General features: G+C 61.9%; 13 protein-coding genes. 2 read left to right on the top strand and 11 right to left on the bottom strand.

Annotated elements, in window-relative coordinates; translation table 11 throughout:
• From fes to BN69_RS13520, 6 genes are all read right to left on the bottom strand, one after another.
• Positions 1-1,365 carry an enterochelin esterase gene (fes, locus tag BN69_RS13545; RefSeq protein ID WP_014892193.1) on the bottom strand — a complete coding sequence of 455 codons (1,365 nt, stop codon included), beginning with the start codon at positions 1,363-1,365 and terminating at the stop codon, positions 1-3.
• A complete protein-coding gene (locus tag BN69_RS13540; RefSeq protein ID WP_014892192.1) occupies positions 1,362-2,963 on the bottom strand; it encodes a PepSY-associated TM helix domain-containing protein in 1,602 nt (533 codons plus the stop codon). The genes fes and BN69_RS13540 overlap by 4 nt, the downstream gene beginning before the upstream one ends.
• A gap of 15 nt (positions 2,964-2,978) precedes the next feature.
• Complete coding sequence (locus BN69_RS13535) at positions 2,979-3,263, bottom strand: hypothetical protein (protein ID WP_014892191.1); 285 nt, start codon at positions 3,261-3,263, stop codon at positions 2,979-2,981.
• Positions 3,260-3,547 (bottom strand): hypothetical protein, encoded by a 288-nt coding sequence (locus BN69_RS13530; RefSeq protein ID WP_014892190.1) that lies wholly within the window; start codon positions 3,545-3,547, stop codon positions 3,260-3,262. Before BN69_RS13530 ends, BN69_RS13535 begins: the two co-directional genes overlap by 4 nt.
• Positions 3,548-3,562: 15 nt before the next feature.
• Positions 3,563-5,995 carry a TonB-dependent siderophore receptor gene (locus BN69_RS13525; RefSeq protein WP_014892189.1) on the bottom strand — a complete coding sequence of 811 codons (2,433 nt, stop codon included), beginning with the start codon at positions 5,993-5,995 and terminating at the stop codon, positions 3,563-3,565.
• 173 nt (positions 5,996-6,168) lie between these two features.
• On the bottom strand, positions 6,169-8,391 hold the full coding sequence (locus BN69_RS13520) for a heavy metal translocating P-type ATPase (protein WP_244434951.1): 2,223 nt from the start codon (positions 8,389-8,391) through the stop codon (positions 6,169-6,171).
• A gap of 374 nt (positions 8,392-8,765) precedes the next feature.
• Between BN69_RS13520 and hmuQ the strand changes: the two genes are divergently transcribed.
• Complete coding sequence (hmuQ, locus tag BN69_RS13515) at positions 8,766-9,107, top strand: heme-degrading protein HmuQ (RefSeq protein ID WP_014892187.1); 342 nt, start codon at positions 8,766-8,768, stop codon at positions 9,105-9,107.
• A 120-nt stretch (positions 9,108-9,227) separates the two neighbouring features.
• On the opposite strand, the gene BN69_RS13510 is transcribed toward hmuQ, so the two are convergent.
• The 5 genes from BN69_RS13510 to BN69_RS13490 all read right to left on the bottom strand — a co-directional run bounded on the left by BN69_RS13510 (position 9,228) and on the right by BN69_RS13490 (position 15,570).
• Positions 9,228-12,614 carry a PAS domain S-box protein gene (locus BN69_RS13510; protein WP_014892186.1) on the bottom strand — a complete coding sequence of 1,129 codons (3,387 nt, stop codon included), beginning with the start codon at positions 12,612-12,614 and terminating at the stop codon, positions 9,228-9,230.
• Between the two features lie 405 nt (positions 12,615-13,019).
• The gene (locus BN69_RS13505) at positions 13,020-13,463 is read right to left on the bottom strand and encodes a response regulator (protein ID WP_014892185.1); all 444 of its coding nucleotides are present in this window, start codon (positions 13,461-13,463) and stop codon (positions 13,020-13,022) included.
• A gap of 140 nt (positions 13,464-13,603) precedes the next feature.
• Positions 13,604-14,224: a response regulator FixJ gene (fixJ, locus tag BN69_RS13500; protein WP_014892184.1), complete on the bottom strand. Its 621-nt coding sequence runs from the start codon at positions 14,222-14,224 to the stop codon at positions 13,604-13,606.
• Positions 14,221-14,754 carry a sensor histidine kinase gene (locus BN69_RS13495; RefSeq protein WP_244434950.1) on the bottom strand — a complete coding sequence of 178 codons (534 nt, stop codon included), beginning with the start codon at positions 14,752-14,754 and terminating at the stop codon, positions 14,221-14,223. Before BN69_RS13495 ends, fixJ begins: the two co-directional genes overlap by 4 nt.
• Before the next feature lie 450 nt (positions 14,755-15,204).
• Positions 15,205-15,570, bottom strand: coding sequence for a hypothetical protein (locus BN69_RS13490; RefSeq protein WP_193787630.1), 366 nt, complete (start codon positions 15,568-15,570; stop codon positions 15,205-15,207).
• Positions 15,571-16,120: 550 nt separating this feature from the next.
• On the opposite strand from BN69_RS13490, the gene BN69_RS13485 reads away from it, so the two are divergent.
• Positions 16,121-16,414: a con-10 family general stress protein gene (locus BN69_RS13485; RefSeq protein WP_014892181.1), complete on the top strand. Its 294-nt coding sequence runs from the start codon at positions 16,121-16,123 to the stop codon at positions 16,412-16,414.
• Positions 16,415-16,416: the final 2 nt, after the last annotated feature.

Raw genomic sequence — 16,416 nt, 5'->3', positions numbered from 1 at the left:
TCACTCCGTCGCGTCTGTAATTGCTAATCTTGAGGCCTGCGCGCGAGACGCCGTAGCGCCAGCCGGCGCCGCACGACGATCGGCGAGCAGAAGGGACAGGCCGTCAAGCAATCCGCCACGCCAGCAGAGCGGATCGTGCCCGCCCGAATAGACGCGATAGTGGGCGTCGTGCCCTGCATCGACGAGAGTCCGATGAACGCGGTCGTTGGCGACGCGAATGATTTTCTCGAAGCTTCCAGCCTCTAGAAAGACGCGAAGACGGGAAGCGCCACTCCTGCTCCTCTCGATCAAATCGGCGACGACGTCTCGCGCATGACCGCGAGTATCAGGAACGTGCGGCCGCAGCTCCTCCCGCGCATAAGCTCCCGGCCACCAAAACGAGCCAGATTGGCTGAGCACGCGACCGAAGCATTCTGGCGCGCGAAGACCGGCGAAAAGCGCGGCGAGTCCGCCAAAGCTCTGTCCAGCGATGACGGTCTTGTTCGGATCGCGGCCGCACGGCGCGAGGCCCGCCACTATTGGCAAAAGCTCCTGCTGAAGCGCCTCCAGAAAGGCTTCGTCACATGTGAGCTCGCGACGACGCGTGTCTGCACTGAGCGAATCGACGAGCACATAGACGCTGGGCGGAAGCGAATCGGCGCGCGTGGCATGGTCCAGGGCTGAGAAGACCGGCATGGCTTCGGCCCAATATTGGCCGTCCAGGAGCACGACGAGAGGAAGCTTGCTTTCTTCAGGCGTCGCGCCGGTGCGATAAACCCAAACACGGCGGCTGTTGCGCAGCCGAGCGCTGTTCCATTCCATTCGATGGAGGCGGCTCTGATCGGCCGCGGGGCGGCTGTTGCGATCGACGTCTCGCCATGCCGTTTGCATTGGCGCCTGGGGAAGATGCGCGGCGGACACCGGCTGTCCGCGCGGGCCGACATGGCAAAGGTTGGGGTTCAACGAATCGGGCTGAGCGAACTTCAGCGCTGCGCGCCACCACGCACTTGGCGACAAGTCGCCGTCAGCGCCGCGGGCGCCATTGAGACAGTGGTCATCGAGAGGAATGAAGCAATAGCTTCCGCGCCATTCAGCCTCTACCTCGAATGACCAATGCCAGACGTCCGTTCCGACGATCCGCTGCAAAGAGGCGTGTTCATTGCTATGATGATCAGTGACTGAGCAGATATCGATATAGACACATCGAGTCCTTGAGGTCGTCGCATCGCCTTCAGGGTCACGCCATAAGAACGAGACGCGCGCCCGGTCCCCGCCTATCGCCTGGACAATTGGACAGCCTTCGATGGCGACCCGACGCCACCAGCGATCGGAACCCACGTCATGGCCGAAGCGGCCTTTCAACAATTGCTCGCAAGACGTCGTCATCGCGCCGCCTCCTGCAGTCGCCGGCGGGATGCGGCCCAGACGCTGTCGGCAGGCCCATATTCCACGCGATGCGCCGCTGAGCGCGCCATCCAGACGAAGGACAAGGCGGCGGAAAGCGCGACCAGATCAACGCCGAGCGCGGCCATGCTCGCCGAACCTTGCATGCCGAGCGCAGGCGACGCCCAGCTGAGCAGCGAGGTTAAAGGAATTGCAGCGGCGGTTATCGCGGCAAGCCAGAGAAGCTCGACGCTGGCCGCGGCCGCTCCCCTGAGGAACGACCAAAGGACGCTCGCCAGGAACACGGCGTAATAAACGCCATTGTGCCACACATCGATGTTCGCGACACGGCCATTCAACCATTTCGCCGCCACGATGGTGATGGAGATCGCGCAGATGGCGCCGAGACAAACGCCGACCGTGGCGGCGGACATCAGCCGCGTCGATGTCTTCTGAATGACAGGCCCGCCGTTTCGCCGTTCAGTTCGCCGACGAGATTCAATCCAAAGCAAATTGCCGGAATAGAAAAGGAAGGCGCCCGCAATGCCGAGAAGAAAATAGCAGACGCGCACGACATCGCCGCCGAAGGTGGCGAAATGCAGCGCGAAAAACGTCGCCACGACGCCCGTCCAAGTTCCCTCTCGGCCGGGAAGATAGTCCGTGTTGGCGATCTCGCCGGTGACCGGACTGACGACCGCGAACCCCTTTCCTCTCGTCATATAGCGGGCGTCATAACCCCAAACCTGAACCGAGGCGCCCCGAAGCCCAGCGTTTCGGTAACGCATCTCGGCGGGGACGAAACTCGGCGATGCCGCCTTCACCCGCTCGAGAAGCGTGTTGACAGGGAGCATCGGCGCGGGCCGTTCGTCCTTTTTGATAGAGTTGAAGGGGTTGCTCGCGGCCATGACCGACTTCAGACGGCCGTCATAGACGACATAGTCGAGCGCGTCGTACAGCTGGTCGTGCAGGCAGAAAACAACCGCGCTCAGCGCGATGACGATGTGGAACGGCAGGCTGACGACGCCCACGACATTATGCGCGTCGAGCCACATGCGCTTGAGATTGGGGCCTATTCGCAGGGCGAATAGATCCTTGACGAGCGAAGGCAGAACGATGATCAAGCCCGACACAAGCGCGACCGCGTAAACGGCGCTCACGACGCCCATGACGGTCTCGCCGATGTCATTAGCGCCTGGAATGCCCGCGGTTCGGTGAATATTATCGACGAAGTCGACAACGCTCGAGCGATATGATTGCGCCAGGCGCAAGTCGCCTTCGGGAGAGAGTTCGGCCGACCACGGCGTCCTGTCGTCCTTGCCTTTTCGCCATGTGAGCCGCGCCCAAAGATCTTCGGTTTCGCCCAAATGGAGCGTGAATTCCTTGGCGGCGTCGGGCCGAGCGGCAAGCGTGCGCGCGATCAATTCATCCGATCGGGCAAGCGCGGTGAGGCGGACTGGAGCGGGGGTTGAAACCCAGCGCGCGAGCGGCTCGGCGAACACCGTGATGGAGCCGGCGTAAAAGGCGATGAACAGAAACATCCCGGCGGTGATGCCTGTCCACGTATGGACAACCTTATAGAGTCGAACAACGTCGGCGCGCATCGTGCGTTGTCCCGATTAGCGAAGGAGAAGGCGGCAGGCGAATAGGCCGGCGTACGCCAGTAAATTCGCGCCGCCCAGCCAAAGCCAGGCGCGTATGCCGCTCGAAAAGAAGAAACAGAGACTCAGCGTCGTCAGCCAGATCGGCGCGATCAGCCACATCACGAGCTGGAATTTATTTGGAGTCGTCAGTCCGCCGGGACTGAGCCACGCAAAGAGTCCCGCAAGCGCGATCGCGAGGCTGAGGCCCAGAATGGCGCCGGCCGAGGTCTTGCTCACCCAATCGCGTCGGATCTGACTCATGGCGCGTTCCTGATGAAGGTCCGCAGCGCGCCCAGGCACGGGAAGGCGATGAACAGAAGCATGACCAGAGCGAGCGTCCCGAAAATGGCGGTTGAAAGCTGAACCGTCTGACTCCACAGAAAAACGCCGAGAAGCAGCAGCGCCGCGCCAGCGACGCCGCTCCACAACCCAGGCAGCGGCCGCGACAGCCAGCGCTGGTTCTTCGCGCCGAGATAGAGGCTGGCGGCGCCCGTTGCGATGGCCGCGCAGGCGGCGAATTGAATAGCTGCGGGCGAGAGGTTCATCGTCCGCTCCTATCCTTAGAAGTTGAACGTCGCCGACAGCAGGACGGTGCGTGGCGCATCGAGCGTGGCGAAGCCGTCGTTGAAGGCGCCAGACCAGTAGCTGTGGTTGAACAGATTGTTCACATTCGCCCGCAGCGTCATGTCTGTGCCGTAGATCTTCGTGTTGTAGCGCGCGCCTGCGTCGAAGCGCGCCCATTCAGGAATTCGGTAGTAGTTCAACGAGTCGACATAGAGGGCGCTCGTATAGATGACGCGGCCTTCCACGGTCACCCCGACCAGATAGGGAATATCCCATTCGCCATAGAAGTTCGCCTGCCATCGCGGGATGCCGAAGGCGTTCTTTCCGGTGGTCTTTCCGTCCGCGCTCTGCGTGATGACGCCGATCATATAAGAGACGCCCCCGAGCACGCGGACGCCCGGGATCGGCTCGCCGAAGACGTTCCACTCGATGCCCTGATTGCGCTGCCGGACGGGCTTGTAACTGAGCAGGCCGCCGCTGGTCACGGTCGAAAGAGTGGGTTGCGTAATCTCGTAAAAGCTCAGCGTATTCGCGAGAACGCCCAAATCCAGCTTCGCGCCGGTTTCGATCTGCTTGGAGACGAAAGGCGGAAACGACTCGTTGAAATTGGTTGCGAGCGGATTGGTGACTCGCAACCCCTGACTGAGGCCCTCGATATAGTTGGCGTAAAGCGACAGGCGGTTGTCGAATGGCTTGACGATCAGCGCGAAGGCCGGCGAGAGACGATGGCTGTCATAGGCGTTCGTCTCTATGCCGGTATTCGCCTGGAATGTCTTGGTCATCACGCGCTGGCTGCGCAGCCCGCCGATGAGCTGGATGCGCTCGTCGAAGGCCGAAATGGTGTCGGCGAAGGCGAGGCTCGCCAGATAGTTCTCTCCGGTCTTTCTCGGATCGGTTACGAAATACGGCCGACTGGGATTGAACGCGGTGTTCGGAACAACCGGCGGCGGAGGCGCCTGAGGCGGCACGACGGGCAGATAAATGTTCGATCTGTAAGACCCGCTGAATCCGAACTCGGAACTTTGGCTAAATTTTAGCGCCGAGGCGCTCAGCACGAATTGATGGCGCAGAGGGCCCGTGTCCAACTGGCCGCGAATGCCGCCCTGCGTCGACAGCGTATTGGTGTAGCCGCGCAGATTGACGATACGCGGTCCGGTGAAGTTGCCGAGCAGATTCACGCTGGGGGCATTGGTTCCATTGGTGAAGCCGAAGTTTCGGCTGTCCAAAAAGCCGATGCCCGCGAAAACCGTGACGTTCTCGGCGATGTCGAGTTCGCCGCGCGCCATGACCGCGGCGTTCTCAAACCGGCCGTTTGAACCGATAAACAGATTCTTGGTTGCGCTTGGCGCCGCCGCCGCGCCGATGCCGCTGAAGCTCGCAAAGAACGCGCTGCCATTCTTGAAGATTTCCTGGCTGTGATAGGCGTCGATCGACAGCCTCACGCGCTCTTCACGGTAATCGAGCGCCAACGCATTCAGGCCGCGCACTTTCCACTGTTCGTCGAGCGCAGTGCCGCCGCTGCGGTAAACGCCATTGTAGCGAACGCCGAACTGATTGTGGTCGCCGCCGCGCCGCCCGACGTCAATATGCGTGCCGAACTGAGAACTCGACGTGTAATCCGTGCTGACGCTGGTGATCGGCGCGTCGCTGGCATGTTTGGTGACGAGGTTGATCGAGCCGCCGACCGCGCCGAAGGGCGCCATGCCGTTGAGCAGCGCGCCCGGCCCCTTGAGCACTTCGACGCGCTCCAGGAATTCGGTCGCCACATGGCCGTCCGGCGCCAAGCCATACATGCCATTGAGCGCAAGCTCGCTGCCAAGCACGGGGAAGCCGCGAATTCTGAAATTCTCGCGAATATGCCCGGCCGAGGTGGTCATGCGGACCGACGGATCGTTCTCCAAGACCTGCTGCAGCGTGCGCGCCTGCTGGTTCTCGATCAGCGCCGACGTGTAGCTTGTCACGTTGAACGGCGTATCCATGAAATCGCGATTGCCGAGCATGCCGAGCCGGGCGCCGCGCGCGACCTCGCCGCCGGCGTAGGCCGGCGGAAGATTGCCGATTTCGCCCGTTGGCGGCGACGGCGCGACGCCGCTTGCGCCGGAGAGCAGCGAAGGACCGACCTGCGGCGCGGCGGACGCCGCTCTGTGCTGCGTCGACGCCACATGCGGTCTCGGGCCGCTCGGGTGAACGCTGCTCGCACGCGCGCTCGATGCGACGGGGCGTTGCGTTTGTTGCCGCGGCTTGGCTTGCGACTTTTCGCGCGGGGCGTCCACGGTCACCGGAGGCAACGTTTGCGAGCCGTTCTGCGCCAGGGCCGATGCGACGTCGAGCGCGATCACGACCGGCGCGCCGAGACTACATACAAGCAGGGATTTTTTCCCGATCACTGAGATGTCCAGGCAGGAAAATCTGGAATGTTTCTTGGTCATTCTTCCGCCTCTACTATTGTGTAGCGCGACGCCTCGCTTTGTATGCTGCAGATAGCTCGAATATTTTTTTTCCGTCAATTATGTAACCGTCATTTCAGAAGTATTTTAAGCGCGATGTGACATATGTACCATACATTACGTGTATTTATTCTCATTCCAAAGTAGCTAGTACTTCATTGCTTAAGTTGTAACCAAAATGACCGCGCGTAGTCGGCGCAGCGCCGAAGCCAACAGAGCGCAATCATGCGGCGGGATCTTGTGGTCGGGCGCAACGCTTCACCCGGCGGGCGCTTACGTCGCCGAGCTGAAGGAGCTCCGCTATTGTTCGTGCGCCCGGCTGCGCTCGAGCGCGACCGAATCGCGTCGATTTTCTCCGCGAGGGATCTGCGCGCGCGTCCGCTCAGCAGGGCGCGCACGAGGACGGCGATCGTCGTCCCATTGTGCAGCGTGGCGGCGGCGAGCGGAGAAAGACGCCCGAACGCCGCGGCGGCGAGAATCGCCGAATTCACCCCAACCGCGAATCGGAAGTTCGAGTGGATCAAGCGCATCGCCTCTTGAGCGACCGCGAGCACCGTGGCGACGGACTCCAGCCTGTCTTCCAGCAACACAATGTCGGCGCTGGCTCGGGCGATGTCGGCGGCGCGCGGCATTGAGACGCCGACATCCGCCGCCATCAATGCCGGACCGTCGTTCACGCCATCGCCGATATAGACGACGCGGCGGCCCTCCTTCTTGAGCGCCTCTATGATGTTGGCCTTGTCCTCCGGCTGCTGTTCATAATGCACAGCATCTATGCCGAGCGTCTCCGCCAGAGCCAGCGCCGGCGCCTGGCGATCGCCTGTGATCATCACGAGGCGCTTGACTCCTAAGGCGCGCAACTGCGCAAGCGTGCTCACGCTCTCCGGTCGCAATCGATCGCGCAAGGCGAAGACGGCGATCGGGCGCTCATCGGCGGCGACATAGAGAAGCGATTTGCCCTGTTCTTGAAGCGCGCGCACGGTCTTGCGGGCGTTCGCGAATGAAATGTGCTCGTCGTCTTCGAGGTAATGCCGGCTGCCAAACCGAATGCGACGTCCATCGACATTCGCTTCCACGCCGTGGCCGACAATAAAATTGACGGCCTCGTGCGGAACATGGGCGAGCCGGCGCTGCTGCGCGAGCCCGACAACGGCGCGCGCGATGGGATGGCTCGTGTGCTCGCCGAGCGAGGCGACCATGGCCGCCGCCCGTTCTTCGTCGATCCCGGGGTCCAGCGGACAAATGTCCGTGACCTCAAGCGTGTTGTGGGTCAGCGTGCCGGTCTTGTCGAAAACGACCGTGTCGACCCCGGCAAGCGTTTCGATCGCCGTTCCGCTCTTGACCAGACAGCCTTCCTGCGCGGCCCGATACATCGTCGACTTGATCGCGATCGGCGTGCCGAGCTTCACGGCGCAGGAATAGTCGACCATGAAGACGGATTCGATCCGGCGCCAGTCGCGTGTGAGCGCGAACACCACCGCAGCTGTGGCCAGCGTAATGCCGACGCGCCGATTCGCAAAGACGCTGGACACAGTCTGGATGTCGGCCGGACGGTCGAGAGCGTCCTGGATGTAGCGCGAAATCCGTCCCGTCGTGGTGTCTTCGCCCACGCGCTCAGCCCGGACCACGAGCCGTCCGTCGGCGACAACGCCGCCCGCGAGCGCCTGATCTCCGACCGCGCGCGGTATGGGAAGGCTTTCGCCGGTCACCGACGACTGATCGACATAGGCGGCGCCGGCCATCACCTGGCCGTCGACCGGAATGGTCTCGCCGGCGCCGACGACGACCCGCTCACCGCCTTTGAGCTGCATGAAAGCCACTCGCGCGAGTTCGCCGTTCCGACCTTCCACCCAGACGTCGCCAGGCGCCCGGCGCAGGAGCGAGCGCAGCAATTCGTCGGACTGCTGGACGGTGGCGGCCTCGATATGCTCCGCCAGCGCGAGCAGGAAGCGGGTCACGCTGGCGGTGACATATTCCTGGCGCGCCGCCGGCACGCCGACGGCGAGCGCATCAAGAACGTCTGTCTTCAGCTCGCCGCGCGACGCCGCAAGGACGCCGCGCGCGAGGAGGCCCGCGATATTGAGCCAAGTGATCGCTGCGGCGAGCGGCGCGGGAAGGAGGAGCGCGGCGGCGATCGCGCCGGCCGCGAGAGTCACGCGCTTGGCGCTGGCCTCTGGCGGAGGCCGCCATGTATCCGCGGGCGCCGATGGCGTTCGGCGCGCGGTCGCGAGAATGGCGTCGCGGACCTCAGGCTTTCCGTCATACGCCAGCGTTAAAGATGCGCAGGCGCGATTGGCGCGCACGGACGCGACGCCGGGCAGCTGTCGCAGCGCAACTTCCGTCTGCGTGAAATCGTCCGCATTCGACAAAAGCCGCAACCGCAGTCGCTTGTCCAACTCATGGACAATTTCTACAATCGCCGTGCTCAGCGCGGAGGCTCCTTTGCGCGTTCGCGGATCTGGGCCGAGGCGTCGATCTGCGACTCCGCCTTCACGCAGCCGCTAAATTTCGCTCCTAACGCAGTTTTGCGCCATGGTCCACAGATGGGTTGCGATCTGAGCGGAGTCGCTGCCGCGCAACGGCGCCTGTCGCCGGCGTCCTTTCACAGAACTTTGCTCTCGCATCGGCGCCCCTCGAGCGCAAGCCGCGCTGCCGCAAGGCGGCCGCAACCAGCTTCTTTGCCTTTCGCCTCGAGGACGATTAGCTAAGAACGCCGGCGGCGCCCGCCGAACCCAACGACAGGAGCCAAGTCATGTTTGTCGCGATGAACCGCTTCAAAATCGTCAAGGGCAAGGAACAGGCCTTCGAGGACGTCTGGCGGTCGCGTCAGTCGCGGCTTAAGGAAAGGCCCGGCTTCATCGTCTTCCATCTGCTCAAGGGGCCCGAGCGGGAGGACCACGTTCTCTATGCGTCGCATGCGCTGTGGGAAACTCGGCAGCACTTCATCGATTGGACGCATTCCGAACATTTCCGCGAGGCTCACAAAAACGCTGGCCAGAACCGCGATCTCTATCTGGGCGGTCCCGAATTCGAAGGCTTCGACGCGATTCTCACCGAATCCAATCCAAACTATGCGCCGACCGCCGCAGAATAGGATTGATGCCGCCGGACACATGAGCCGTCGGCCTCCGGGTTGGTGACGCAGCCGAACAGGCGCGATCAATTCCTCGCCGCGGCGTGTCGACACGCCGCAAGCGCCTCGGGGCCGACCAGTTCAGCGGAGGCGGGGGCCGCGGCAGCCCGCGAGCGGCAGACTGACGACGAATTCACTGCCCCGGCCGACGCCCTCGCTGCGCGCTTCCACCCGGCCGCCGTGAACCTCCACGAGGCTGCGGACAAGCGCGAGACCAATGCCGAGCCCTCCCTCGGAAAGCCGAATTTGGCCGTCCGTTTGCGCGAAGAGATCGAAAACTCGCGGCATCATGTCGGCGCTGATGCCGACGCCATTGTCGCGAACCCGCAGAACGACTTCATCGCCGCCGCGCGCGGCGTCGATTTCGATGCGCCCGCCCGACGGCGTGTATTTCGCCGCGTTGTTGATGATATTGGCCGCAATCTGCGCCAGGCGGACGGAGTCGCCGAAAACCCGCAGCGGCTCATCCGCGATATTCACGATTACGCGGTGGCTCTTGTTGTCGATGAGCGGCTGACAGGACTCCAAGGCATGCCGCAAGAAATCCGACACGGCGACATTTTCCTTGCGCAGGTCGACTTTGCCACGGCTGATCCGGGAGATTTCGAGAAGGTCATCGACGAGGCGAACAAGGTGATCGACCTGTCGCTGAACCATAGCGAGCAGCGGAGTGTCAGGAAATTGCGGACCATATTTCTTCTTCAAAATATGTACGGCGTTCCGGATCGGAGTGAGCGGGTTGCGTAACTCATGCGCCAGCGTGGCGAGGAACTCATCCTTGCGGCGGTCGGCGTCCTGCAGCGCGGCTTCGGCCTCATGGCGCGCCGTCACGTCGGCATGAGTGCCGATCGCCCTTATCGGACGGCCAGCGGCGTCCCGCTCCACGACCCGTCCGCGGTCCAAAATCCAGCGCCAGGAACCGTCTTTGTGAAGCAAGCGGTGCTCGCATTCATAGATTTCGGCGCGGCCCTCCAGATGGTCCGATAATCGAGCGGCGATGGCTTCACGCTCGTCGGGATGAATTAGCCTTTCCCAAGCTCGGACATCGGGCTCCATTTCGCTGAGTTCATAACCAAGCATGGACGCCCAACTGCCGCCGAACTGGACCCGGCCGCTGGGCAGATGCCAGTCCCAGAATCCTAACTGGCCGGCTTCCAACGCCAGCGCGAGCTGCTGCTGGCTTTCCCGCAGCGCCAGTTCAGCCTGCTTGAGATCGTTGATGTCCGTATTGCTGCCGAACCATTCGACGATCTCGCCCGTTGCGTCGCGAATGGGCGCCGCCTGAACGCGCATCCAGCGCCACTCGCCATCATGTCGGCGGATGCGGTGCTCGCTCCAAAACGGCTCGGCGCGCGCGACGGCTGTTCGCCACTTCGCCGCCACTGCCTCGAGGTCATCTGGATGAACGACCTTGGTCCAGCCGTCGTCCAGCATTTCCTCTGCCGTCTGACCCGTGAAGGCCATCCATTCCTGTTGCGGCTTTTGATGCAGTCCCGATGGCTGACAGCTCCAAGTGACTGCGCTCGCCGCCTCGACGAGAGAACGATAGCGCAGCTCGCTTTTGCGCAGCGCCTCCTCGACCCGCTTGCGCTCGGAAACGTCGATGTTCACGCCGGTGAGGCGCACCGGCTTGCCGACCGCGTCCTTGAAACCCTGAAACCGCCCGGCAATCCAATGCACGCTGCCGTCCGGCCAGACGACTCGCCACTCATGCTCGACGGGCTCGCCCGTCTCCAGCGTTTCGTTAACCTTGGCGACCGCGCCCGCCCGATCGTCCTGGTGCACCAGCTGCTCCCAGGCCGACCGCTTCCGACCGAATTCGCCCGGCGCCAACCCATACATCGCCTCTAATTCCGGCGTCCAGATGTTCAGGTCCGTCGGAATGCGCCAGTCGAACGCGCCGATCTTCGAAGCCTCGGTCGCCAACCGCAGCCGAGCCTCGCTCTCGCGGAGCGCCTCCTCCGCCTGCTTTCGTTCGGTGATGTCCTGTGTAATGCCGAAGCCGCCAAGAAGCGCGCCCGCCGCGTCAAATTCCAGATAGGCCTTCTCACGCACCCATTTGACCTCGTCCCCGGACATGATGCGGTGCTCGACGTCGTAGGGTTCGCCGCGCAGACCGGCCTGCCATTTTGCGTCGACGTCGGCGCGGTCGTCGGGATGCACGATAGAAAGAAAACTATCGTAGGTCAGCGGCGTCCCCTTCGGCACGCCGAAGATCCGGTGGTTCTCGTCCGACCAGGTCAAAACGTTCCGGCGCACGTCGAGGCGCCACCAGCCGATCTTTCCGACCTCCTGGGCGCGGTCGAGATCGTTGCGGCTTTGCTGCAGCGCCTCTTCGGCCAGCTTGCGCTCGGTGACGTCCTCGACGAGAGTGATGATCCACCTTGGTTCGCCGTCGGCCGAGCGAACGAGCGAGACGCTCTTGCGGACCCAGATGTTTTCGCCGTTCTTTCGAACGTAACGATTTTCGACGACGAAGCCAGGGATCTCGCCGGCAAGCATCCGTTCGGACAAGGCCCGATTGGCTGGCCAATCATCAGGATGGATCAGCTCCGACGCCTTGAGGGCAAGAAGTTCCTCGCGCGTGTAGCCGGTGATCACACAATAGGCGCGGTTGGCGTCCAGGTGCGTATCGTCCGGCCCGTTCATCGCAAAGCCGATCGAAGCGTTGGCGAAGGATACGCGGAACCGTTCCTCACTGTCGCGCAGCGCCGCCTCGGCCTGCTTGCGTTCGGTGATGTCGCGCACGAAGGCGCGCATGCCGACGATATGGCCGCTTTCGTCGACGACGGTCCACGTTCGCAGACTTATCGGAAATACGGTTCCATCCTTGCGGATATATTCCTTCTCATATTCGGCAGATTCGCCGCGCGGAAGAATGTGCTCCCGCACGACCGCCGCTTCCATGTCATGCCAAACTTCTGGGGTCAGTTCTTGATAAGTCAGACGCTTCAGCTCTTCGAGCGTGTAGCCGAGCATCTTCTGGTAAGCGGGGTTGGCCTCGAGAATGCGGCCGCTCATATCGACGGTGACGATGCCGTCGCGACTCGTCTCAAAAAGCGGACGATCGCGCTCTTGGCTTGCCCGCAACGCGTCCAAGCGCTCTTTGCGTTCGGTTATATCTGTCCGATCATGAAAATCGATGATGGAGCCGCTGTAGCCAATGAATACGTCTTGCGCATCATAGCGCGGCGCGCCAACCGCCAACGCCCAGCGAAACTGACCATCCTGGCGTCTGAGCCTTGCCACGATCTGGAACGGGCGCTCGGAGCCGCTCGCCAGACCTAGCTCGACCTTCACCCGCTCCAGATCGTCCTGGTGGATGGCGTCGAGCCACCCTCCGCCCATCGCGGCTTCGGCCGTTTGGCCTGTAATTCTTGGCCATTGCCGGTCGATATAATCGCATTGTCCTGCGACATCCGTCGTCCAATTTACAACCCAGAACGTGTCCATATGCGAAAAGGTCATTTGCTATCCAACGGACAGAATTGGGAAAGACGCCGAACAGAAGCGCTCCCGCGCTGTTCCAGCGTCCGCCGGCGCAATCCCGAGGCTTCTGTTGGCCGTCCTGCAAACGTTAACCGCAAGCGTAATCGCGCCCTGCTTTCCCTCAGTTCGCGCAGCCGCGCCAGGAGCGCTCAGGCCTCGCGATGTTCCCGCCAAGATGTGGTCCTCCGCCGCAACGCTACTAACGCCAGCGTCCCAGGAAAATCCAGCTGAAGCGTAGCGTTAGCGACGCGCTCCCGCTGCGGCTGCGCATCGCATGAGCCGCCTCGATGGCGGCAGGGGCCAAGCGGAATGACGAGGCGAGTCCTGACGAAACGCTCACTCGCTAACTAGGCGGAATTAAAGAGGCATGCGCCGATATGTCGCTTAAACTTGCTGCGAGTCCTCGCCGCAGGCGGCAAGGATTTCTTCCAAAATGTCGATATCGGCCGGCTTAACCAGATGGCGGTCGAACCCCGCTTCGCGGGTGCGCTTCTTGTCCAAATCCTGGCCCCAGCCGGTGAGCGCGATCAGCTGCGCCCGCCGTCCGGCTGGCTCGTTGCGAATGCGACGCGCGGCTTCATAGCCGTTCATCTCGGGCATGCCGAGGTCTAGGAACACGATCCTCGGCTGGAAAGCGGACACGAGCGAAACGCCCACCGCTCCGCTATAGGCCGTTCTCACGTCGCATCCCAGGACTTCCAGCAGCATCGCCAGACTGTCGGCGACGTCCCTATCGTCGTCGATGACGAGAACACGCCGCGCCGAGGGCGTCGAAACGGAGAACTTGTTCAGTTGGACAGCGTCTGCCGGGGAGGTTGGCGCTCGCATGACCAATTCGCTCCTCTAGCGCTCGGCGGTTTCCACTTGAATACTTAGCGCGCGCAGTTTGGCAAGGCAGCCTCCGCGCGCCCAAATCGACGCGACGCGTGATGGACGACGCGGATGTTCGCGAATGACGCTTGGCGACGTCACGCGCCAAAGCTGATATTCCGACCATTTAGAAAAATTCGGACCAGCTCCGCGAGGTTCTTGACGCGCATTTTCGCCATGACATTGGCGCGATGCGCCTCCACCGTGCGCACGCTGATGCCAAGATCATGAGCAATGACCTTGTTCGAGCGGCCTTGCGCGAGCCTTTCGAGAATTTCGCGCTCCCGCTTCGTCAAGGACATAAGTCTTTCAGAGATCTGCCGCTCTTCCGCGCAGCGCGACTGAACAGCTTCGTGCTTCGACAGCGCACCCTTGACGGCTGCAAAGAGCGCATCGTCATCGAACGGCTTCTCGAGAAAATCGACAGCGCCGCGCTTCATGGCCTCGACGGCGAGAGGCACGTCGCCATGGCCCGTGATGATAATGATCGGCAGATGCAGATTTCGGTTCTTCATCTCGAGGATCAGGTCGAGTCCGCTCACTTCCGGCATGCGGACATCAGCGATGACGCACCCAGCGCTTTCCGGCCCGATGGATGAAAGCATCGCTGGCGCCGACGGAAAACTCGATACGGCGAACCCCTCAGATTCGAGTAGAAGCTGAAGCGCATCGCGCACCGCCGCATCATCGTCCACGATAAAAACCGTTCCCGAGTTCATCCGCTGAAATCTCGTCCGCGCAATGGAAGATCACAGGAGAATATAGCGCCGCCTTCGGGGTTGACCTTAGCCCATAGTCGGCCATCGTGCGCTTCGACAATTGCCCGGGAAATCGACAGCCCGATGCCCGTTCCATCTTTCCGCGTCGCAAAAAGATCAAGCAGATCGGCTTTCTCCATTCCGGCCGGTCCGCAGCCGGTGTCTTGAATTTCAACGCGTATGGCGTTTGCAGCTTGCGTCGCCGTGGAGACCAACAGCTCGCGTCGCGGCAAATCCCGCATCGCTTCAATTGCGTTTCGCAAAAGGTTGGCCAGAACATGTCTGATCTGGAGCCGGTCGGCGACGATGAGATCGTCGTTTTTGGTCAGCCGCTTGCTGATCGAGACGCCAACCTCGGCGGCCTCCGCAGCGACGAGTGAAAGCGTCTCCTCGATCAATAGATTAACGCTAAAGAGCGTCTTGTCTGGCTCGCCCTGCGCAACAAGCTCGCTCAGACTGCGGACGACCTGCCCGGCGCGCATGATCTGCATGACAGCCTTGTCGAGCGCGCCAATGAGCGGCGTGACCGACTCCTTTGGAAGCCCTCCTGCGAGGCGCTGCGCCGCCCTGAGATAGGCGCTCGCCGCAGTCAGCGGTTGATTGATATTGTGGGCGAAAGTCGCAGCCAATCTGCTGATGGCTCTCAGCCGTTCGAGCTCTCCACGACTAACGCCAAATACATTGGGATCAGCATCATCCACCGAAGCGATCCTATTGGCCTGATTCGATCATATATTCCCTCGCATTCGCGCCATGCGCCGCATGAGCGGCAAGCGGACCCCCGGAATAGCCTGCGATCTACGACGCCGTATGCGTGACAGCGCACAGACGCCGTCGTCATTGCCTTGCGGCGCGTCCGCCCCTTCAGTCGGATCGCGCCGTTCCGGATGCGCGGGAAGACCAGCGGCGGCAGAGCTCACGCCAGTGATTGTTTGTCCCACTCAGTGCGAATTGCAGAATGATTTTGCCTCCCCCGCACCCGCAATAAGCGAGTCGAGCGTCCGCCGCGTCGATCGATTCCCGTACAAGCCTCTAAACGCGGGGGTGCGCCGCGCATGGGCGTCGAATTGCGGACGGTCCCGCATGAAAATGCGGAGGACGACGAGCACGTCTGTCGCAAGCGCCTGCGCGCCGAGATCCATAAGACCCTGAATATCCGACACCATCAATTCGAATACGAACCACTCGCCCTTTTGTAGGCTGAGCTCGTAGCTCGCAAACAACTGTTTTTGCTTGAGTGAAAGCATCGCAGCCACTTCGCGTGACGCGAGACCCGACTGCTCCCTCTGCCGCGACGCCGACAACATTAGACGCTCCCGTCGTGTTCGCGTGCTCTACTCAAGGCGCTGTCGCCGCTCTTCCGGCGGCCTTTACTTGGAGAGATCGACGCCAACTCCATAAGAGCATGCTCGCGCGCGAAGCAAAATTGGTAGACTTACGTAAGTGGAATATTGGATAAGCCATTTTATTGTATTCAAGAAGAGATCCGGCGAATGCCGACGGAAAGCAAGAGAACAGACCGCTCTGGGACGGAAATGATTCCGTTATGCAGTATCCGACCGACCAGAGCGAGCCTTTAACGAAGTCTTACTCTCAAAGCCGCTCTCAACACATAAGTCGGTCCTCCAGATCTCGCGAAACGCCCTGGAACACTGACAGACTCTGATGGCTGGAAAAATGCCATTTCTACGTAAGATTACCAGCTTGGCAGCCGCTTAGTCTTTGCGAAAATGGCCTTCGCTCAGCCGCCTTTTCTAAAGGTAAACAGCGCCGGCGTCGTTTGCCTGGTCTGCTGAGCGGCCTCTGCCGCTTCGGTTGTTGCGGAGGAATTTTCGACGCAGAATTGGAGCGCGATGCATGGATACGGTTTCGGCGACCACCAAGTCCCGGAGGGGTTTCGCGTCGATGACGCCGGAGCGGCAACGCGAAATTGCGCGTAAGGGCGGCAAGAGCGTGCCCGGCGAACATCGCAGTTTCGCCAAAAACCCCGACCTTGCGTCGACGGCGGGACGCAAAGGCGGACTTGCAGTCAGCGCGTCAAAGCGCAGTTTTTCTGTCGATCGACAGCTCGCGTCACAGGCCGGCAAAAAAGGCGGGCATGCGACGCGCAACACGCGCTCCGAGGATGAAGCCATATCCGGAGGCGCATGACG

It is taken from the genome of Methylocystis sp. SC2 (assembly GCF_000304315.1).
Classification (GTDB): Bacteria; Pseudomonadota; Alphaproteobacteria; order Rhizobiales; family Beijerinckiaceae; genus Methylocystis.
Note: the sequence above shows the minus strand (reverse complement) of the source record. Positions and strands in the feature narration are given on the sequence as shown.

Bases quoted from the DNA above. Each gene is read 5' to 3' on its own strand.
- fes (WP_014892193.1), bottom strand. From the start codon at position 1,365: ATGACGACGTCTTGCGAGCAATTGTTGAAAGGCCGCTTCGGCCATGAC.
- BN69_RS13540 (WP_014892192.1), bottom strand. From the start codon at position 2,963: ATGCGCGCCGACGTTGTTCGACTCTATAAGGTTGTCCATACGTGGACA.
- BN69_RS13535 (WP_014892191.1), bottom strand. From the start codon at position 3,263: ATGAGTCAGATCCGACGCGATTGGGTGAGCAAGACCTCGGCCGGCGCC.
- BN69_RS13530 (WP_014892190.1), bottom strand. From the start codon at position 3,547: ATGAACCTCTCGCCCGCAGCTATTCAATTCGCCGCCTGCGCGGCCATC.
- BN69_RS13525 (WP_014892189.1), bottom strand. From the start codon at position 5,995: ATGACCAAGAAACATTCCAGATTTTCCTGCCTGGACATCTCAGTGATC.
- hmuQ (WP_014892187.1), top strand. From the start codon at position 8,766: ATGTTTGTCGCGATGAACCGCTTCAAAATCGTCAAGGGCAAGGAACAG.
- BN69_RS13510 (WP_014892186.1), bottom strand. From the start codon at position 12,614: ATGACCTTTTCGCATATGGACACGTTCTGGGTTGTAAATTGGACGACG.
- BN69_RS13505 (WP_014892185.1), bottom strand. From the start codon at position 13,463: ATGCGAGCGCCAACCTCCCCGGCAGACGCTGTCCAACTGAACAAGTTC.
- fixJ (WP_014892184.1), bottom strand. From the start codon at position 14,224: ATGAACTCGGGAACGGTTTTTATCGTGGACGATGATGCGGCGGTGCGC.
- BN69_RS13495 (WP_244434950.1), bottom strand. From the start codon at position 14,754: ATGCAGATCATGCGCGCCGGGCAGGTCGTCCGCAGTCTGAGCGAGCTT.
- BN69_RS13490 (WP_193787630.1), bottom strand. From the start codon at position 15,570: ATGTTGTCGGCGTCGCGGCAGAGGGAGCAGTCGGGTCTCGCGTCACGC.
- BN69_RS13485 (WP_014892181.1), top strand. From the start codon at position 16,121: ATGGATACGGTTTCGGCGACCACCAAGTCCCGGAGGGGTTTCGCGTCG.